Below are 19,921 nucleotides of genomic sequence, written 5' to 3' on the forward strand. Positions count from 1 at the left end.
ACATCAAGGAACGCGCCATCGCGTACTGGACCAACGTCGACGCCGATTTCGGCGCCAAGCTGCGCGCCAACCTCGGTGCCGGCCAGGTCGAGTCCAACGCAGAGGCCGCCAACAAAGTCGGCTAGTCCCCAGCTACCGGAGGGGCACCCCACATTTGGGGTGCCCCTGTTATTTAACCTTGGATTTGCTCGGCCGCGTGAAGGCTGAGGTGCCGGTTGACGAGCCAGCGCCTGAGCCGGTCTAGGATGAACATGACGAGGTGGCAGCTCGGCTGGGACTTCCAGGCCTGGGTACTCCGCATGGAACAAGGACACGAGGCGACATGGCCGCACGCAACGACCCGGATCAGGGCGTAGACGCACAGGGCGGAGGCGTCCAATCGGTGGACCGTGCCCTCCAGATCCTGGATATCCTCGCCCGTGAGGGCGATGCCGGCGTCAGTGAGATCGCTGAGGAGATGGGCGTCCACAAATCCACAGTATCCCGCCTGATGGGGTCTCTGGTGGGTCGTGAAATGGTCCGCCAGAACAGCGAACGCGGCAAGTTCCAGCTGGGCTTTGGAATCCTGCGATTAGCATCGTCCATCCCAGGCCGATTGAGCGTGGTGCGAGAGGCCAGAGACGTTTTAGAGAGCCTCGCTGCGCGCTACAAGGAAACAGTGAACTTGGCTGTCCTGCGATCGAATTACGCCGTCAACGTGGATCAGGCCATGGGCCCCTCCACGCTCGCAACCTACGACTGGGTCGGCAGCCTGACGCCCCTGCATGCCACGTCGAGCGGCAAGGTTCTGCTTGCTGCCCTTCCGGCCGACGAAAGGGATACCATCCTCAAGGCCGTCGGCCTGCCAGCCCGCACTCCGCGTACCGTGACAAATCGTGCGCGACTGGAGAAGCAGCTGCTCGAAATTTCCCGGCAAGGCTATGCGGTCGTCCACGAGGAGTTCGAAATCGGCCTGTCAGCGGTCGCAGTCCCCGTTTTTAACCATCTCGGGAATGTAATCGCCGCCGTCAGTATCTCCGGTCCTGCATTCCGGTTCACTCCGGAGGAGTATCCCGGACTCATCGAAGGGCTCCGCGCGGGTGGACTGTCCATTAGCGCTAAAATGGGCTACAGACACCCATAATCCCGACCGCAGAGGTCGGGATTATCGGAAGGCCAATGGGCGCACGATTTTATCTAGTCGGAATGATGTCCCCTACGACCTCCTGGATCCAGTCAGGGAAGGCGCCGACGTGGTGCAAGGCTTAACAGACTCTTTACTCGCAGTAGTAGAGAAGCAGAAATGATCGGCAGGACCTATCCAAGGGTGGTTCCCGCCATTTCCCTGTGTGGTGACGTCTTTTGTGGTTGTCGCACAGGGTCGATACCACGTCGGGAAGCCGCCGCAGTCAGCGGAGGCCAAGGTCAGTGTCTACATAGGAGCCGGGGCGGTTTCTGTTGTCGTGTTGGCAATTGCAGCCCCCATCCAGCTGCAGCCGAACAGTCACTGGACTTGAGGACTCCAACTGGATATTCACGAACTCCTGCCCGCCGCTGCTAACCCGGAGGGTCTGTTCTTGGTCGTGGTGCTGGGACATGTCGACAACCTTTGCTATGCGTTGGTGGTGGGTGTGCCTGGGCGGCACGGGCAGGAACAAGCCGCGTGCCGCCCAGGCGGGTTGCTATTTACGGTGCGCGGCTGTTTAGTGCCTGGGTCCGGGTTGCTGGGTCCCGACGGTTGGGATGCTCCCCGTGGGAGTCCCTCCCAGACAGTCCGAGTCGGGGCACTTTTCGGCGCAGTCGTGCTTTGTTACGAGGTCGAACTGGACGCCGCCGTGTTGTTCGACGCCGGTGCGTATGGCCCGCTCCACTACGGATGTGGCCAGGCGTCGTCGCAAGGCGAGGGGGTCGCGACGCAGGTCCTTGGTGAGGGCAAAGCAGAGTAACAGCATGACGATGACGAATGGTAGTGCTGCCACGATTGTGATTCGTTGCAGGCCAGCCAAGGCTTCCGATGGTTCATCGCCGCCGGCCAGCAACATGACCGCCGCCACGGCGCCGGTTAGGCAGCCCCAGAAGATGACCACTGCGCGGCGGGGGTGCTCGGCGCCGTTGGAGCTGAGCGATCCCATCACGATGGAGGCCGCGTCGGCGCCAGTGATAAAGAAGATCGCGACCAGAACCATGGCCAGCACGATGACGGCTGTGGTGGCCCAATCAGGCATGCTCAGGTTCTTGACCAGGTCGAAGAGTGCTCCGTCGAAGTTGACGGACGGTGTCCCGTTGACCATGGTGACCAGGCCGGGGGTGTTGGCCTTATCGGCTTCCTGCTGGACGTGGAAGGCGGCTCCGCCGAAGATGGCAAACCAGATCACGCTGACGACGCTGGGCACAAGTAGCACACCGGTGACGAACTGGCGGATGGTGCGGCCGCGGCTGATGCGGGCGATGAAAAGGCCTACGAACGGCGTCCAGGAGATCCACCAGGCCCAGTAGAAGATAGTCCAGCTGGACATCCAGCTCCGCAGTGCCTCGTCTCCGACAGCTTCCGTCCGGGAGGACATTTCCGCCAGGTCGCGGGCGTAGTCGCCTACCGCGGCGGGGATCAGGTTCAGGATGAACAGGGTGGGTCCGGCTACGAACACGATGAGTGCAAGGATCACGGCCAGGACCATGTTGATGTTGGACAGCCACTGGATGCCGCGGCTGATGCCAGAGACGGCCGAAGCGACGAAGCAGAAGGTCAGGATCGCGACGATCACGACGAGTACGGGGGTGCCGATTTCCCCGAACCAGCCGTTGGACGTCAGGCCACTGCCGATCTGGAGCGCGCCAAGGCCCAGCGATGCCGCCGTACCGAACAGAGTGGCGAAAATCGCCAGGATATTGATGAACTTTCCTACCGGGCCTTCAACCATCCTGACGCCAAAGAGCGATGTGAAGGCTAGGGAGATCAGTTGCCTGCGGCCCAGGCGGTAGGTGCCGTAGGCCATGGCGATGCCAACCACGGCGTACATGGCCCAGGGGTGCAGGGTCCAGTGGAAGATTGAGGTGGCCATGGCGGTCTGGATGGCCGCGGGGGTGCGGCCGTCCACTGTTCCGGGTGGCGGCGAGATGTAGTGGTAGAGGGGTTCAGCCACGCCGTAGAACATGAGGCCGATGCCCATGCCGGCGGCAAACATCATGGCTACCCAGGAGACGGTGCGGAATTCGGGTTTTTCGCCGTCTTTGCCCAGCGGGATGTTGCCGAACTTGCCCAGGGCCAGCCACAGGACGAAGACCACGAAGAGCGAAGCCAGGAGCATGAAGAGCCAGCCGGTGTACTCCATGACCCAGTTCAGGGCACCCGTGGAAGTCTCGGACAGACTGTCGCGTCCCACGAAGCCCCAGATGACAAAGGCGATGGCGATGGCGCCTGTAATACCGAACGTGATCTTGTCGAGGGTGAGTTTGTGGCTCCGCCGATCCGCAACTGCTTGCTCGGTCTTGGTCTGGCGCAGCTCTTCGAGGATCTGCTCGTACTCCTCGACGTCCGGCAAGATGGCTGTGCCTCCGTCCTCCGGGTCGAGGACAGCGGGGTTTGTGTCTACATCCTCGGAGACAGTGAAGACTGCTTCACTCTTCTCCCCACTTCCAGGTCCTTCGTTACGCCGAGCCTCTGCCACCTCTTTTTCAGCAGGCAACTCCTCGGGTGTATGGGATTTTAGGTCACTATTAGAAGCCATGAGCGGGTCCTTTGCTCGGTGAGGCATGGGCCTGCGGTTAAACATGGCCCTCGGGAGTCAGATCGGGAGGAAAGTTGGGGGCCTCGTCCGATTCGATGATCATGATGTTGCTGTCGACAATTTGCACTTCGTGGGTGCGTACCGGCCGTTTGGCCAGTGGGTGCATGGGGCACCTCTTTTATCTTCAGGGACTAAGTTCGCGCCAAGTGGGTTAGGACGGATAGTTCCGCATGACTCAACGGATTTCGCCCTAAGCAACAGAGTGCGCCCCGTCACATCCCGGTGTCAAGGTTATGTCCCGGCTTTTCCCGCATCTTGACAGTTAGCGTGTTTTGGGTCACTCTGTTGCATATCGCGCTTGCTGTTGCGCCAAAAGCAAAATATTGAAGTTTTCGAGAACGCCGGTTGCCCCACCAACTCCGTGGTCCTCACGAATCGCATACTTACCCAGCCCTCCCGGGAGGAAACCCATGACTGCTCCAGTGAACGTGCCCCTCAATTCACGCGGAAAACTCGCTGCATCATTGTCTGCCGAGCAGTTGGCAGAAATTACCGCGTTGTTTGAGTTCCGGCGCACCGGCTACTCCCTCGATGCCCCCTTCTACACCGATCCCTCGATCTTCAACATCGACATGGAAGCCATTTTCGGCCAGCACTGGATCTTTGCCGCCAGCACCGCCGAACTTCCGGAGCCGGGCGACTACGTCACCGTCGACTACGGGCCCTACTCCCTGATTGTGCTGCGCAACGACGACGGCGGCGTGAACGTCCTGCACAACGTATGCCGCCACCGCGGCGCCCGCGTGCTCACCGAACCCGCCGGGTCAACCGGGAATCTGGTTTGCGGCTACCACTCCTGGACCTACTCCCCGGAGGGCAATCTGATCCATGCCTCCGCGCCTGGGGAATCGAAGTTCGACAAGAGCTGCTTCGGCCTCAAGCGCGCCCACGGCCGCGAGGTCGCCGGACTTATCTTCGTCTGCATTGCGGATGAACCGCCGGCGGACTTCGACGAAACCGCAAAGATCTTTGAGCCCTACCTCGCGCCCCACGATCTCTCGAAGACAAAAATCGCCTACCAGCAGAACATCATCGAGGAGGGCAACTGGAAGCTCGTCATGGAGAACAACCGTGAGTGCTACCACTGCGACGGCCACCCTGAGCTCGCCTGCTCCCTCTTTCCCACCTGGGGCCTGACGGAGGGCCTGATCCCGCCCCATCTCGAGGAAGTGTGGAACCGAAACAAGGAAGCACAGTCCTCGCTCGAGGAGCGGTGCCGCCGCTACGGCCTTCCCTATGAGGTCGTCGAGGAGCTCGACACCCGCATAGCGGGAATCCGCATCTCTCGGGAATCGCTCGACGGAGATGGCGAATCGTTCTCGCCCGACGGGCACAGGCTCTCCAAGAAGCTGCTCGGCGACTTGCGGGACTTCCGCCTCGGCCGCTGCTCGATGCACCTGCAGCCCAACAGCTGGTTCCACTTCCTCGGGGACCACGTCATCACGTTCGGCGTCTTCCCCATCAACGAACACCAGAGCCTCGTACGCACCACCTGGCTGGTGGCCGACGACGCCGTGGAAGGTGTCGATTACGACCTGGAGAAACTCACCTACACCTGGAAGCAGACGAACCTGCAGGACAAGGCGTTCGTGGAGCTGTGCCAGCAGGGTGCCGGCAGCCCCGCCTACGAGCCCGGCCCGTACATGAAGAGTGAATACCAGGTCGAGGCGTTCATCAACTGGTACGTGCAGCGCGTGCAGGAGCACTTGGCATGATTGACGTCCTCACCGAGACGGCAACCCAGGAACCACAGCGGATTCGCGGACTTGAGATGCCGTGGAACAGGGTGATGGGCAGCAACGAGGGACCCGCACGCGCCGCCCGCGCGTTGGGGCCCTGGCATCCGCAGGAGTTTATGGCCGAATGCGTCGAAACCGTTCCCGAGGCCGGCGGCATGATGACTTTCGTGTTCCGCCGCTGCGACGGTGCGCCCCTGGCGTTCCGCGCGGGCCAGTACGTAAACATCGCTTTTCCAGTGAACGGCGAGGACCAGGACCCGGTAGACCGCAGCTACTCGCTGTCCAGTTCGCCCACAGAGCCGTGGACCTTCAACATCACCGTCAAATGCGACCCCACAGGACTGGTCTCACCGTGGGTGCACGAGAACGTCAAACCCGGCACAGTCCTCGAGATGCTCGGACCGGTTGGGGCATTCCACCTGCCCGATGCCGACCGGCGGGCACGGTACCTCTTGCTGGCCGCCGGCGCAGGGATCACCCCCATTATGTCGATGGTGCGGACCATTCACTCCCTGCCCGGACAGGCCGATGTTGTGGTGCTCTACCACGGAGCGGAGGCCGGAGGCTTTGCTTTCCACCGGGAGTTGGCCTACATCGCCTCCGTGGACTCGCGCGTCAAGGTCTTCTACTCCTTGGGCGACCGCAGCAAACCCGAGGGATGGGAAGGGCTCAGCGGAAGGCTGACGGCGGCCATGCTTGACCAGGTGGCCCCGGATGCCAACGGCCGCCAGGTCTATACTTGCGGCCCTGAGGGTTACCTGAACACCGCCACCGACCTCCTCAAGAAGGTCGGCGTCGACGACACCTCCATTTACATGGAGTTCTTCTCGGGAGATCGTCAGACCCTCCTTGAATACCAGGCGGAACTCGCGCTTGCAGCGGACCTTGCCGAGGAAATCGCCGAGGAAATCGCCGATTCCGCCGAGGACTACTTCGAAAGCCAGCCCACCGCGTTCGGGCTCTACGAGCCCGGCTACGACGCCGAGGGAACCCTGAAGGCCACGGGGCTGCCGCTGGAAACCGTCGACCCGGACGCGCCCTCTTCCGAAACCCCCGACAGCGGTCCGGATGTGGGGCCGGTGGCCGGGTCCCCCGATGCCTCGAGCTTCGACACGGTCGGAACGGGAAGCCTCACCCTGTCCTTCATGCGCACCGGCGTCAACGTGCGCATCGACCCCGACAAACACATCCTCGGGGTAGCCCAGCGTGCGGGCGTCAGGATCGGCGCGAACTGCAAGGAAGGCATGTGCGGCTCCTGCAAGATCGTCAAGCTTTCCGGGGAGGTCGAGATGAACCACCAGGGCGGGATCCGGGCACGGGAAATCGATGCAGGCAAGTTCCTGCCCTGCTGCTCTACCGCGCGCACCGATATGGTGATCGATGCCTAGCCGCCTCCAACTGCTCTAGGCCGGGCAGCATCAGGGATTGTTTCCACGCTAGGAGTACAGGCGCGAGAATGCTACGCATGGCGTTTCGCTGCCCCTATGGATCCGGGCCCCCCGACCACGTCGTGCCTTCCAGGGATATAAACGCGCCACCGGCTCAAGGGCATGTGCGATCAAGCTGCCGGCCCCCAAACCCCCATCCATCGCCACAGCCGGCCTGAACGCCTTCGTTGCCCCGTAGCTATGCGCTGCACGTATCAATAGACCCAACTTGCTTCACGAAAACTGACAACAACTACCTCACTGACAGTCTGGTGACCAGCATCACCGTGAGGATTCGATCGCCAACCCATAGGAGCCATTCAATGTCAGGTAACAAAGCCGTTGCATACAAGGCGCCGGGGATCGTGGAAATCATCGATACCCCGTTTCCCACCTTTGAACTGCAGGCAGGCCCCGGCGTCAATCCCGTCAATGTCGGCCGGAAGGTCCCGCACGGGGTCATCCTGCGCACAGTGAGCACCAACATCTGCGGCTCGGACCAGCACATGGTTCGTGGCCGCACGACCGCCCCGGCCGGTCTCGTCCTGGGGCACGAGATCACCGGGGAAGTCATCGAGGCCGGACCCGACGTCGAGTTCATCAAGGTCGGAGACATCGTCTCGGTCCCCTTCAACATCTCCTGTGGGCGCTGCCGGAACTGCAAGGAGGGCAAGACCGGGATCTGCCTGAACGTGAACCCGGACCGTCCCGGGTCCGCCTACGGCTATGTCGACATGGGCGGATGGGTCGGCGGGCAGGCGGAGTTCGTCCTGGTCCCCTACGCGGACTGGAACCTGTTGCGGTTCCCCGATCGGGACCAGGCCCTGGAGAAGATCATGGACCTGACCATGCTCTCGGACATCCTTCCGACCGGTTTCCACGGGGCCGTCACGGCAGGTGTCGGCGTCGGGTCCACCGTCTATGTTGCCGGGGCCGGTCCCGTGGGGCTTGCCGCGGCGGCCAGCGCCCAACTGCTGGGGGCCGCGGTGGTAATCGTGGGGGATCTCAATGAGGATCGCCTGGCCCAGGCCCGATCCTTTGGCTGTGAAACCGTCAACGTGGCCAACGGCGACCCGGCTGACCAGATCGAGCAGCTTCTCGGCGTCCGGGAGGTCGATGCCGGTATCGACGCGGTCGGTTTCGAGGCCCGCGGACACGGACACGGGGCCGGGGCCCAGGAGGCGCCGGCCGCCGTGCTCAATTCGCTGATGGACCTCACCGCCGCCGGCGGGTCCGTGGGCATTCCCGGCCTTTATGTCACCGGGGATCCGGGTGCCGTGGACCAGGCGGCCCAGAAGGGCAGCCTGTCCCTGTCCCTGGGCACCGGTTGGGCGAAGTCCCTCTCCTTCGCTACCGGCCAGTGCCCGGTGATGAAGTACAACCGGCAGCTGATGATGGCGATCCTGCATGACAGGATCCAGATCGCCAAGGCGGTCAACGCCACGGCCATTTCGCTCCAGGACGCCCCGCGGGGGTACGCGGAATTCGATGCAGGAGCCGCCACGAAGTATGTCCTGAACCCGAACGGCTACCTCAGCAACTAGTCCGAGGTAAAAGAGGGGGTCCCCACAGGCAGGCTGGACCGGTCGTTGCACCACCCAGACCGTGCGGGTGGTGCACCGACCGCGTCGTCTTGACGAAGAATCCACCCGCCGATGGAAATCCCATGGGCCCGGGAAGGCAGTCCTCTATTGGGTGCCAGCGACCCCTCTGCACACCCACCACCAACGCATAGCAAAGGTTGTCTACATGTCCCAGCACCACGACCAAGAACAGACCCTCCGGGTTAGCAGCGGCGGGCAGGAGTTCGTGAATATCCAGTTGGAGTCCTCAAGTCCAGTGACTGTTCGGCTGCAGCTGGATGGGGGCTGCAATTGCCAACACGACAACAGAAACCGCCCCGGCTCCTATGTAGACACTGACCTTGGTCTCCGCTGACTGCGGCGGCGTCCCGCACCCTGAACCAGCCGTAAAGCCATGAGCGTCCAACTGGGAATCCCAGTACTGCGCCTGGCCCGGAACAACGATCATGGGTCTGCGCCGAGAGCACGTCCGATCGGACTGCCGTCGGCACTTCTGGACCGCTTTGGCCGCCAAGCAACCGACATGCGGCTGTCCGTCACGGATAAATGCAATCTTCGTTGCACTTACTGCATGCCGGCGGACGGCTTGCAATGGTTACCGAAGCAGGCCGTCATGACGGCCGAGGAGATCCAAAGAATCGTAGGGATCGGCGTCGAGCGCCTAGGCGTCAGGGAACTCCGAATAACCGGCGGAGAGCCCTTGGTCCGGCCCGACCTCGTCGACATCATCGCCGTGCTGCGGGCGCGCCACCCCCAACTCCCAATCTCCATGACGACCAACGGCGTCGGGCTCGAGGAAAGAGCCCAGGCGCTTAGGCAAGCCGGGCTCACAAGGATCAATGTTTCCCTCGATTCCCTGCATGAGGAGACTTTTACGCAGTTGACCAGGCGGCCGTTCCTCGGCAAAGTGCTCGCCGGCGTCGAAGAGGCCCGCGCCGCGGGCCTTGGACCCGTCAAGATCAACGCAGTGCTGATGCGCGGTATCAATGACCTTGAAGCTCCGGGACTATTGGAATGGGCTTTGAAGCGATGCTTTGAACTGCGCTTCATCGAACAGATGCCGTTGGATGCTCAGCGCGGCTGGAGCGAGCGTGGGATGATCACCGCCCTCGAGATCCGCACTCTGCTGTCAGCAGATTTCGTCTTGGAGCGGGATCGCCGCTCGCGGGACGGCGCACCAGCCGAACGGTTTGAAGTACGGCGACGGAACGCGGATACCGGCAAAGCCTCCGGAGGCGTTCTAGGAACCGTAGGAATCATCGCGTCCGTCAGCGAACCTTTTTGTGCCGACTGCCGGCGAACCCGCATTACTGCTGAGGGAAAGGTCATGAGCTGTCTGTTCTCTCGGGAGGAGTTCGACCTTCTGGGTCTTCTGCGAAGCGGGGCGCACGACGATGAACTGGTGCGTCTCTGGCAGGATGCCATGTGGGTGAAACCCCGGGCCCACGGCATGGACCACGCCGGCCTCGGAAGTGAAGAGTTTGTTCAACCGGACCGCAGCATGAGCGCTATCGGAGGATAAGAGCAATGCTCGTACGGTACTTCGCCGCCGCCTGTGCAGCGGCCAGCGTCGAAGAGGAACACCACGATCTTCCTGAGGGCATCGACAGGTAACTATTCTTTGGCCATGGTCATCAACCGGAGCAGCTTCCTGCGGAACGAGGTCGCGCTGCGAGATCACGGTGCGGTACTTAGTGCAGGAGATGTCGTGGACGTCCTCCCACCCTTTGCAGGCGGCTAAACCCGTTCATTGCCAGCACAGCGAGAGGTGTCAAAGACACAGCAACCGACAACTTCCCAGTCAGCCGCAAGCACGGGCAAATAAGAGGATTTTGAATGAACAAAGCCGACGAACGGACCGAAACCAACTTGGACAAAATTGGTTGCCCTGGCCGGGAACAAAAGCTACAGACAACTATCGAAGGCTGGTCCGTAGGAATTCTTGGCGCTATCGCCATAGTTGCAACAATCTATGCGTCATTTCAGTATTCCGGATGGTGAGCCTATCCACCTGACTAACCGTTGAAGAACCCTAAGCCGTTTCCATCGCAGTCGCCAATTCTTCCACCAGGGACAGCGAAGGAAGATGAAATCCGCCATCCCGCCCGACTGGGCCGCCGTGTAAGGAGCCATCGTGACGATCAGCGACGAAGAATTTCAAATACTGAATGAGTGGAGTCGGGATCTGGCTCAAGCGCTTCAGATTCCTCGCTTGCCCATTGACCATGAAGTACTGCTGGACCTGGCCCGGAAGTCGGCGGACACAATTACCCACGCCGCCGCGCCGGTCACGGCCTTTCTGGTCGGATACGCAGCTGGCTCGCGGGGACTAGATGCCTTCGACTCTCTCGCCAGCGTTGCCGACGTGGCATCAACCCTGTGCGACAACCACAAAAGACGTCACCACACAGGGGAATGACGGGAACCACCCTTGGATAGGTCCTGCCGATAATCTCTGCGTCGGCTCGCGACCTACTCGGAGTTCCCCCTGCCCATCTGGGCATGGACAAGGGCAGTCCAGCTGAAGATTCTTTTGACGGAGGAAGGGGATATTAATGCTTGAACGAGCCGGAACACACGCCTTTCGCTACAACCTTCACGAGGGCTCGCCGCTGCAGATGCAGTGGCTTTTCTACGGTCAGTCCGAATTACCGGTGGCATTGCAAACCTGGGAGTTGCCTCCCGGAGGCTTCGAGGGTATGCATTCACATGCTGAGCCGGGCCGCCCGCTGGAGGAGATCTACGTTGTCACCGAGGGCATGGGTCAAATGACCGTCGAAGACGAAACATATTCGATAGGAGTCGGTGACGCCGTCCTCGCAAGGGTGGGCTCCCGTCACGATCTGCGCAACACCGGCAAAGGGCCGCTCAAGGTGCTGGTCATCTGGGGCGAACCCCGGGCGGCCGACTACTCCAAGTTTGGATCGGCCAAGATGGCACGGATAGCAAGAACCGAGGCGCCCCCTGACAGCGATGCCCGCAACTGCCCGCTGTGACCGATCCATCCCGTCACGGCTTGCCGAATCCCTGTCCCACCGTGATAGCTGCGGGAGCACCGGAGGGCCCACGACACCCCTGTCGATGGTTCAGGTCACGGACGACGCCTTTGCGCAGCCAAAGGCCGACAAACTTCACGGCAAGCCCCTCCCGGTGCTTACATTTAAACAGAGGCTCCAGGGGACCGAGGGGAGAGCGATTCTCCGTTCGGCCTGATGGGATGGGGAGAGGATTCCGCCGACGAGGCTGGCCGTGTTGGTGGCGATGACGACTTCGTTTTGGTCCACGATGCACGTGTTGGGCGGCAAGGGCCGGAGGAACGGGTCGAATTCAGCCTGGAGCCGGCTGACGAGGACGTCTACGGCAGCGACGCCTGCCATCTTGCCCGCCCTCGTGACACGTTTGGTGAAGGTAACGACGTGCTGGTTGGTTCCGAGGGCGTCGATGTAGGCGTAGCTGGCGTGGACCTTGTCATCAGCGCCTGGCGCGGGCCACCACGGAGTCGTTGAGTAGTCGTAGAACTCCGGGCCCATTTCGAATTCGAACCGCTGCGGCGAATCCGGGCCCGACGGGAGGTAGCACCAGATGGAGCCCGGTTCGCCGAAGTAGGATGGATCGGCGATGAATCCCGTCCCGTACAGTGCCGGCATGGCCTTCAGATTCTGGCGTGCTACTTCGTAGACGTCCTCCAACTCATCCAGCCTGCCCCTCTTGGCACGGTCAAGCCCATCCTGGGCGGCTTCTTCGACGGTCCGGATCGACTCGGCGGCGGTCCCTCCGAAGCTCACAGCGAAAGATTCGACGGCGGAAACTGCGCTATCGATGCCTTCGTTTCCGGGTGCTGAGCCTGGTGGCGGAGATTCCATGGACATCCGCAGGTCGATGAGGCGGTTCATGTCCCGGCGCACATGCTCTTCGGCGAGGCCTCGGGCAAGAGTGGCGTCCCCGGCCCGGATTGCATCCACGATCATCGCGTGCTCTTCGGCCGCCGCGCGTCGGCGGTCAGAAGCGCTGACCCACACCAATGCCCCGACCTCGGCCTGCATCGCTATCTCCTGACGGGTGAACAGGACGGAGCCCGATGTGGCCGCAAGCTCTATGTGGAACCGACTGTCCGCCCGCGTCATTTCAGCGGGCGTCTGCGCCGTCTCGATCATCGCAGCCATCGAAGCGAGGCGCCCGATGGAGACCTGCTGCGATCGGCCGGCGGCCACCGTCGCGGCTGAACCTGCCAGGAAAGCCCGGTATTCGCGGATGTCGCGCAGATCCTCAAGGGAGTACGTAGCAAGGGTGTCCCGCTGGGCCTTGGCGATGTCTCCGGTGTTCGCCCTCACGAAGCTTCCGCCGCCCTTGCCGCGTCGTGTTTCCAGAAGCCCCAAGTGACGAAGCTCGGCGAGGGCGGTTCGCAGGGTCATGGTGGAGACCCGCATCCTTGCCGCGAGTTCACTTTCGCTAGGAAGCTGGGCACCGTCTTCGAGGACGCCCAGCTCGATCGAATGACGGAGTCGAAGGGCGATCTCCTCGCCACGCTCGGCAGTCTCCAACGGCGCGAATGCGAGTCGCTCTCTCCAGCTGGACATGGCCCACCCTCCTGAAACAGCGTAGTTGACGACCAAAACCTTTGACATCTAATCTTCGATGTCTATTGACATCTAACATTGGAGGTCTAAAGTTAAGTGTATCAGAAGAGGGGAAGAGTCCCCGACCACTTCGATCATCAGCCAAGGAGTCACCGGTCATGTTGGATAGCACGGATGTCGTCGAAATCTGGCACAGCGCCGGGAACCCCACACCGGTGGACCGCCTCAGCCTCTACGCCCAGGCCCTTGCAGCGGATTGCCCGATCGGCGCCTACCGGACGTTGAACGATGCGCAGGAAGACAGGGCGATCCTGGCCCTGTTCCGCGTTGACCGTCCCCGCGCGACAATTGCTTCCCTCCACCAGGTGCCGCCGCTGGCCCTCTCTGGCTACCACCAGTTGCTCCACGACCTCGCCCGCAAAGGGCTCGGGCCAGGCGGTGGATTCCGCGGCGTAGGTGCCCGCTTCGGTCATTCGCCCGACAGCGCCCGCCACCAACGCGTGGACACCCCCGCTGTCAGGGGAGGTCAACTTTGAAGCGCCGCAGCTCCGGATCTATCACGCCCCCGTTCGCTCTCAGCGGTACACGCATCCAGACGGTCCTCCCCCCATTGCCGGTGCTGCTGCGAGCCCGGGCCAACAACCCGGAAACCTGGGATGCGCTCATGCGTGAACTCGACGCCGACTTCACCTGAAGCCGCACGAACACTATGGAAAGGAACGACGGGATATGCCGTCGCGCCTGAGAATTTTCCGGGCGCCGCCTGGTCTTGGTAGGTACTCAGTCCTCTCGAGGTGCGCTCTTACGGGTTACGGCCCGTAGCGAGTTACTCGCATGGCCTTCTCCGGGACATGTGGTTGGGGCACAGTGCGACGGTGCCAGTTTTGGATCAGCCATATCGGCACCCATCGTCTTCCCGTACACCTTCCCGTACACCTTGTCTTTGCCCTATTTGACCGCAGATCCCAAAATGCGTTTTGACGCCGAGAGGCAAGCCGAAACATGCCGACCGACCCTCGGCTTGGTTCTGCGCTTGGGGGGACAGCCAGGGCCTCCGGATTCGGTCCCGTTGTGATTGAGTGAAGCATGGCCGCCCCGATAGACGAGCCGCAAGTAATCCACGGCGTCCGGGGAGTCACTGATAATCAAGCTTGCCGATGTCGGCGGACGTAGCCTTCTCCATACCACTGCCCGCAAAGCAAATTTGAAAGACGTGGCGGCAGCCCACGCCCCGTGCCCTGAACCGGATCTTCGCGACCGAAACCGTCAACAGTGGCCTGCCGCTGCACATTTCTCAGCACCTGCTATGACACCTCAACCTCAACACCGCGCAGGGCTATGTCGCCGTCTGCCCGAACAAGTCATCACGAACTACCGCAGGTTCATCAACCGTCGCAGCACCCGCCCGGAACACGAGGACCGAGACCCCACGGCGGAAGAGTGGACTGAATTCGAGATCCACTTCACCCTCCGGCGCGTGGCGCTCGGAATCTGCCGCCGACCGTATGGCACCCCATTCAGTAGTGCAGTTAAGCCCCGCTAACCGCACAAAAGTGGCTTGGAGAACCACTCCCACCGGCCAAAACTGAGGGCGACGACCCCGGAGAAAGAAGACGGCACGTCCCCAGCAACCGCCGTCGACATCGGCGCTGGCCCCGGCGTAGGCTGACAGCATCGGCGCATGTGCCCGGTGACTCTGCGTCGATACCTCAATCGATGAAGGAGGACCCATGAGTGCCGTACGTGAATTCATGAGTACGGATGCACAGTGCATTAAGGAGAACCAGTCCCTCGCAGATGCCGCACGGATGATGCTGGATCTGGACTGCGGATCGTTGCCAATCTGTGGTGACGACGGCAAGTTGAAGGGCATGATCACCGACCGGGACATCGTGCTCAAGTGCGTTGCCGTGGGCCGTGATCCACGCGAGATGATGGCCCGCGACCTCGCCACCGGTACACCCCACTGGGTTGACGCCGACTCGAACGTTGACGCCGCCATCGAAATGATGGAGAAGTACCAGATCCGGCGGCTCCCGGTCATTGCTGACCACAAGTTGGTCGGCATCATCAGCCAGGGTGACATCGCGCGCAACTACTCGGAGGAGCGTGTGGGCGAACTGGTGGAGCACATTTCGGAACGTAGCCGAATGCAGTCGAGCAGTTCATAAAGTCAAGCAATTCATCCTCAAACAAGCGCCACGGAGCACTGTCCGTGGCGCTATTCTGTGCCCGCAGGGACCCGGTCTACGAAGACTACTCCCAGTTCCTGGCCCCTGCTTTTCCAAGACGGCCACGCTACGCGCCTCCAACAACGCCAGCAGGAGAGCCCCTTGAAGAATTACGGGCCAGCGCCAATTCCCTACCGGGTGGCACAAGTCATGTCGCCCTCCCCCGGACCCACCACGAAGAAGCAGCAAAGCCACCAACAGCCGAGGAGGACCCCGATGAACAACCAACAACGCAGAAAAGAAACTCATACCCGATTTGTCTCAGGTCATGTTGCCCAAGCCAAGGCCCTCCATGAACAGGCAACAACGGGCAAACCGTCTATCCAGGGAAGAGAAGGACGCAACCGGCCACAGCACCGGCCACCAAAAGGCCCCCGAAGGGGCCCGCACACCAGAATTTGTACACACTCAGAGGCTCTCAAGCCCCTGACAGGGAAAACACGTGCCCGAGGTGGGACTCGGACGGGATTCCAGGCGTTGCAAACACTGAGATCCCGCGAAAACATAGGCAGTCCGAGCCAATCCGAATAATGCAAGACCCAGTCCGAAGTGAAAAGTGTTGACAGTGTCAACACTTCCCTTTTGCACATTCGCAGCCTCGTTGACAGACACAGGGACGCGCCCCTGGGTCCCACGCTTGTAAGAGTCCACGTAAATCTCCATATCGTCGATTTTCGCTAACCGTCATGGAACGAACTAAGGGGCTGCATGACCAGAACCGGGAGTAGCCGCTTGAGGACAGCAAGGCAAAGATCCATTATCGGCGCTTTCAATGTCCCGGACGCGCTCAGTCGAGTAATCCCACGATGTAACCGACAAAGTACAGCAGCGACAACAGGACTACTGCCGCGATGCCGGCCATCCAGAGAATCTCGGTGCCCTTCTTGGTACCGTCCTCATCGTGACCCTGGGGCCCGCCCGTCGAGGCTTCGGCCGGAGGGGTCTCGCCTGGCGGCACTCCGCCTCCAGGCTCCAAGCCAGTGATCTTGTCCTCATACGGGTCGGGATTGCTTCCTGACACGTTCACCCCCTGGGTCGCAGTACTGACGCTTTGATCCGTATTTCGCCACGCGCGCACCGAGTGCGTTGGCAAGAACGCCACGTTCCCGGCGTGCTGCTACTTCTGGTGCCACGAACACAATGGCTGCGTCGGCGCCGACCGCCAGCTCACGTACCAGACGGTCGTGCGTGCCGGCATTACCGAGGATCCATCCTCCGCCGTGAATGTAGAGGACCGGCGGAAGGACCGCTTCGGCGTTCTTGGGCCTGACGATCCTAGCTTTCAAGTCCCCCACGTCAGCGGGAATGGTGAGCCACTTCTCGTCGACGTCAGGCATGGCGGTAGGAGCAGCCTGAATATCGTCAAGGATTTTCCTGGCCCCCTCCGGCCCGAGCTGGTAGAGGAAGGGGGGCTTGGATGTTGCGTCGGCAATACCCTGCGCTGAGGCTTCCAGAACGTGCTTTTTCATTGTGAAGGTCCTCATTCCTCTGCTGCGAATAGGTGCGTCTGCAGGCTGGGGCTACGTTCCATCGGCTGGACGCTTCGCGTGCTCTACGGCCCACTCGAGGGCATAGTCTGCTACCTCCTCCCATCCGTCCTGCCCCACCGTGTAATGCGAGCGACCAGGGAACTCCTTGTAGTCGGTAACGGTCTTGGCGTGGCTGTAGTGCTTGACGTTGGCCTGGTTGACCGCCGGAGGCATGAGGTTGTCGTCTCCACCCGCTATGAACAGCAAGGGCGCGCGGTCTTCGTTCCTGAAGTTCACGTAGGTGTCCTGGTGTCCGGGCGTGAAGTTGGCGAGGGGCCCGGCCCACACGAAGCTGCCCGGTGTTGGGATGTGGTAGCGCTCGTAGACCTTGTCCGATTCCTCCCGGCTTAGGGTGTTGGCGAAGGCGTAGTGGAATTGCTCTGGGGTGAAGCCCACCGCCCTGTGGCGGTTGGCGGGATTCTTCAATATGGGGAAGAGTGATCGTATCTGTGAGACCGGGGTTACCCTGACGCCCTCCGCCGGCGCGGAGTCAATAACCACGCCTGCTGCCCCGTAACCGTGATCCAGGAGGATCTGGGTAAAAAGGCCGCCTGCCGAGTGCCCCATGATGATCGGCGCTCTATCCAGCCCGCGGACTACACTTTCAAGGTGTTCGACAACCGCGGGGATCGTCAAAGCCTCAATCGGCGTGGGATCCTCATTGAGGGCTTCGACCTCAACCTCAAAGCCTGGGTAGGCGGGCGCGAGCACGCGGTAACCACGGCCCTCGTAGCGCTCGACCCACTTCTCCCAGCTGCGGGGCGTCACCCAGAGGCCGTGAACCAACACGATGGTGTCCGGGGCGCCCGGGCCGGCGGGGTTCTGTTCAGTCACGGTGTCCTCCGCATGGCAATTCCTATCCCAGTGTTGTGACGTGGTTGTGGCTCGACCGAACTCTCCGAAGTGGCGGTATCCATTCCGGATGAGGTGATCGCACCGTCCCTTCTACACTCAACCGCGAGCTCACGGGCGTTTAGGGCCGAAGGTCCCGTTGAACGTGCGTGCGCACCGGCCAGCTGCGTCTTCCGGGCTTTGCAGTGCGACGGGTGGCTGACCGCAGCTTCGCCTGGGAGATCCCTAGCCCACGGAGGCACGTCGGTGGCCAGCGCGGCTTGCCGGACAAAGTTGCGCAACGCTGGAGGAAGATGCGGGGCCTAGGCCATAGCCCTAGTCTCGCCGGGTCGAGGCCCTTGCCGATCCGGTCGCTGAACCCCCTGCACTCTGCCAACCACGTTATTACGGCGAGAGGTGTGGAGAGCCCGTTGCTATGAGCGTTGCATGCCAATTCGGCTCGCGCCTTGGGGAACGGACCGGAAGTGATCCCAGGACAGGTACGCCGACCGTATGCCTACCTGTGTGTCCGGGTCCCCTGGCGCGCTCCCGGAACCGCCCGGCCTCCGGTCACTAATGCAACTGTTCCTGCCAGTCGCGAGGCACCCGTGAGGCCGGTCCGGGGGCGGTTTGGTCCGCCGGATGATGCGCCGGGGGCGCCAGATCCGGACCGTCAAAATGAGTGGAGCTGCCGTAGTCCCGAACCAGCTCTCGCCCGGTTCGAAGCTGCGGATGACCGGGTGCCCGGTTGAACGGGCGTGGGCGGTGGCGTGCTGGGAGGGCGAGTTGTCGCAGCAGCCGAGGTGGCCGCACTGGGCACACCGTCGCAGGTGAAGCCATCAGCCGCCGTCGACTTCGCATTCAACGCAGCCGGCCCCGCTGGGCGGCACCGCAACATCGATGCCCGGGGTATCGCCCATGGCCGCCTCCTCGCTCGGGTATGCGTGGAACACGGCCAACTTTACGCGGGCCGGCACGCCCCGGGAGGGGCTGCAGCACTACACACCACGGGCCGGGGGATGCCGCAACCTGTGAGGATCCGTCTCGAGCGCGGCGCGGTCCCAGCGCCCGGCCTCCGCTGTGGCGATGTACGTGGACTGCAGGAACTCCCGCACATGCTTGTCGGGGTCGGCCGCGCGGCGGACCGCCTCATAGGGCAGCAGATAGAGTCCCAGTCCTTGGTCGTAGGCTGCCTGGGCCGGTTCCACCGGGTACCCGGTGAACCCTGCCGGCTCCGGATAGGCATAGGCGTAAAACGCACCCTCCTCCCCGCCTCCGGGCCAGAAACCGCAACTGCTGATCTCGTGGGAGTAACCCTCCTCCATGACCCAGTCGGCGCAGTTAGGGACCCCTCCCGGGTGTCTGGGCGCCGGCCGGCCTGAAAACCGCGTGCAGGCCAGATCCATTCCTCCCCAGAAGAAATGCACGGGGCTCACCTTGCCCCGGAAGCAGGACCTGAAAAGGTTAAACAGGCGGTCCGCTTGGATCAGTTGGTGCCAGTACAGCCTGACGGCTTCGCCGTCATACGAGGCGTGCAGGTAGTCCTCGGCGAACGGTATGGCCGGTTCGACCTCATTCGGTACCGCCCGGAAAACGGTCTGGATACCGAACCGGCTCAGGGCGTCCAAGGTCTCGGCATGGAATTCGGCCACCGGCTTCGGGCCGAGCTTAACGCGGGCGCTCATGCCGTTGCTGGTCCGCAGCCGCAGGACGTGCTCGCAGAAATCGAATTCCAGGTCGAAGGCACCATGGCCGTAAGGGATGGACGACGTCGTCAGCCCACGCGGGGTGACGTACAGCGTCACCTGCCACCAGTGGTTCAGCATCGGCGCGTGGGCCATCCGGATCTTGCCGACGATCTGAGTCCACAGGTGCAGCGTGTCCCGGGTTCCGGCCCAGTCCTGAACCCTGAGTTCCGGCCACTCACTGCCGGCACCGTTTGCTGCAGGGACTTCCACTACGCGGCCTCGCTTCCGGGTCTGCCCGCGGCGCCACGGCCGCCCTGGCCGCAGGACTGTCCGGCGCTCCATCGGCGGCCCCTCCGCTCTCAGGCTATCCCCCGTCTGCACCCGCGGTCGAGGAGCGATCCGGGCCCGTCCCCAGCCCAGAAGTACATGCTTTGCTGGGCGGCGTGCTCCGTCGAAGCGAGGGCCTGCCAGGCGCTTCCCCGCTGCGTCCGGCGAGGATTTCTGCCGCCCTTGACTTTCGTCCCGGGTGAGGCCACTGTGGGGTCCCGAGGG

General features: G+C 62.3%; 16 protein-coding genes and 2 pseudogenes. 11 read left to right on the plus strand and 7 right to left on the minus strand.

Going from position 1 to position 19,921, the window contains the following annotated elements:
- The first annotated feature begins 322 nt into the window (after window positions 1–322).
- Window positions 323–1,123, plus strand: a complete 801-nt coding sequence (locus ACFVTM_RS22965; protein WP_390206544.1) for an IclR family transcriptional regulator — start codon at window positions 323–325, stop codon at window positions 1,121–1,123.
- Window positions 1,124–1,682: 559 nt separating this feature from the next.
- Here the strand turns inward: ACFVTM_RS22965 and ACFVTM_RS22970 are convergent.
- Window positions 1,683–3,731: a BCCT family transporter gene (locus ACFVTM_RS22970; protein ID WP_390206546.1), complete on the minus strand. Its 2,049-nt coding sequence runs from the start codon at window positions 3,729–3,731 to the stop codon at window positions 1,683–1,685.
- Window positions 3,732–4,174: 443 nt separating this feature from the next.
- Here ACFVTM_RS22970 and ACFVTM_RS22975 point away from each other — a divergent pair, with 443 nt between their 5' ends.
- The 8 genes and pseudogenes from ACFVTM_RS22975 to ACFVTM_RS23010 all read left to right on the plus strand — a co-directional run bounded on the left by ACFVTM_RS22975 (window position 4,175) and on the right by ACFVTM_RS23010 (window position 11,509).
- Window positions 4,175–5,479, plus strand: coding sequence for an SRPBCC family protein (locus tag ACFVTM_RS22975; protein ID WP_390206547.1), 1,305 nt, complete (start codon window positions 4,175–4,177; stop codon window positions 5,477–5,479).
- Window positions 5,476–6,891 carry a ferredoxin reductase gene (locus ACFVTM_RS22980; RefSeq protein WP_390206548.1) on the plus strand — a complete coding sequence of 472 codons (1,416 nt, stop codon included), beginning with the start codon at window positions 5,476–5,478 and terminating at the stop codon, window positions 6,889–6,891. Before ACFVTM_RS22975 ends, ACFVTM_RS22980 begins: the two co-directional genes overlap by 4 nt.
- A gap of 362 nt (window positions 6,892–7,253) precedes the next feature.
- On the plus strand, window positions 7,254–8,474 hold the full coding sequence (fdhA, locus tag ACFVTM_RS22985) for a formaldehyde dehydrogenase, glutathione-independent (RefSeq protein ID WP_390206550.1): 1,221 nt from the start codon (window positions 7,254–7,256) through the stop codon (window positions 8,472–8,474).
- 433 nt (window positions 8,475–8,907) lie between these two features.
- Window positions 8,908–10,035, plus strand: a complete 1,128-nt coding sequence (gene moaA, locus ACFVTM_RS22990; RefSeq protein WP_390206552.1) for a GTP 3',8-cyclase MoaA — start codon at window positions 8,908–8,910, stop codon at window positions 10,033–10,035.
- 5 nt (window positions 10,036–10,040) lie between these two features.
- A pseudogene (locus ACFVTM_RS22995) lies at window positions 10,041–10,254 on the plus strand (MoaD/ThiS family protein).
- A 95-nt stretch (window positions 10,255–10,349) separates the two neighbouring features.
- Window positions 10,350–10,514, plus strand: a complete 165-nt coding sequence (locus tag ACFVTM_RS23000) for a hypothetical protein (RefSeq protein WP_390206553.1) — start codon at window positions 10,350–10,352, stop codon at window positions 10,512–10,514.
- A 133-nt stretch (window positions 10,515–10,647) separates the two neighbouring features.
- A complete protein-coding gene (locus tag ACFVTM_RS23005) occupies window positions 10,648–10,932 on the plus strand; it encodes a DUF6457 domain-containing protein (protein WP_390206554.1) in 285 nt (94 codons plus the stop codon).
- A gap of 136 nt (window positions 10,933–11,068) precedes the next feature.
- On the plus strand, window positions 11,069–11,509 hold the full coding sequence (locus tag ACFVTM_RS23010) for a cupin domain-containing protein (RefSeq protein WP_390206555.1): 441 nt from the start codon (window positions 11,069–11,071) through the stop codon (window positions 11,507–11,509).
- Between the two features lie 135 nt (window positions 11,510–11,644).
- On the opposite strand, the gene ACFVTM_RS23015 is transcribed toward ACFVTM_RS23010, so the two are convergent.
- Window positions 11,645–13,090, minus strand: coding sequence for a GntR family transcriptional regulator (locus tag ACFVTM_RS23015; RefSeq protein ID WP_390206556.1), 1,446 nt, complete (start codon window positions 13,088–13,090; stop codon window positions 11,645–11,647).
- 158 nt (window positions 13,091–13,248) lie between these two features.
- On the opposite strand from ACFVTM_RS23015, the gene ACFVTM_RS23020 reads away from it, so the two are divergent.
- Window positions 13,249–13,626 carry a hypothetical protein gene (locus ACFVTM_RS23020; protein WP_390206558.1) on the plus strand — a complete coding sequence of 126 codons (378 nt, stop codon included), beginning with the start codon at window positions 13,249–13,251 and terminating at the stop codon, window positions 13,624–13,626.
- 1,194 nt (window positions 13,627–14,820) lie between these two features.
- On the plus strand, window positions 14,821–15,261 hold the full coding sequence (locus tag ACFVTM_RS23025; protein ID WP_390206560.1) for a CBS domain-containing protein: 441 nt from the start codon (window positions 14,821–14,823) through the stop codon (window positions 15,259–15,261).
- An 847-nt stretch (window positions 15,262–16,108) separates the two neighbouring features.
- Here ACFVTM_RS23025 and ACFVTM_RS23030 read toward each other — a convergent pair.
- The 5 genes and pseudogenes from ACFVTM_RS23030 to ACFVTM_RS23050 all read right to left on the minus strand — a co-directional run bounded on the left by ACFVTM_RS23030 (window position 16,109) and on the right by ACFVTM_RS23050 (window position 19,639).
- Complete coding sequence (locus tag ACFVTM_RS23030; RefSeq protein WP_390206562.1) at window positions 16,109–16,342, minus strand: DUF6480 family protein; 234 nt, start codon at window positions 16,340–16,342, stop codon at window positions 16,109–16,111.
- Window positions 16,314–16,790, minus strand: a complete 477-nt coding sequence (locus ACFVTM_RS23035; RefSeq protein ID WP_390206564.1) for an alpha/beta hydrolase fold domain-containing protein — start codon at window positions 16,788–16,790, stop codon at window positions 16,314–16,316. The genes ACFVTM_RS23030 and ACFVTM_RS23035 overlap by 29 nt, the downstream gene beginning before the upstream one ends.
- A 51-nt stretch (window positions 16,791–16,841) precedes the next feature.
- Window positions 16,842–17,684 carry an alpha/beta hydrolase gene (locus ACFVTM_RS23040; RefSeq protein WP_390206566.1) on the minus strand — a complete coding sequence of 281 codons (843 nt, stop codon included), beginning with the start codon at window positions 17,682–17,684 and terminating at the stop codon, window positions 16,842–16,844.
- A gap of 570 nt (window positions 17,685–18,254) precedes the next feature.
- Window positions 18,255–18,601, minus strand: a pseudogene (locus ACFVTM_RS23045) (UBP-type zinc finger domain-containing protein).
- Window positions 18,602–18,679: 78 nt separating this feature from the next.
- Window positions 18,680–19,639 carry a DUF5996 family protein gene (locus ACFVTM_RS23050; protein WP_390206568.1) on the minus strand — a complete coding sequence of 320 codons (960 nt, stop codon included), beginning with the start codon at window positions 19,637–19,639 and terminating at the stop codon, window positions 18,680–18,682.
- Window positions 19,640–19,921: the final 282 nt, after the last annotated feature.

Origin of the sequence: Arthrobacter sp. NPDC058130 (assembly GCF_042884475.1) — a bacterium.
Classification (GTDB): Bacteria; Actinomycetota; Actinomycetes; order Actinomycetales; family Micrococcaceae; genus Arthrobacter.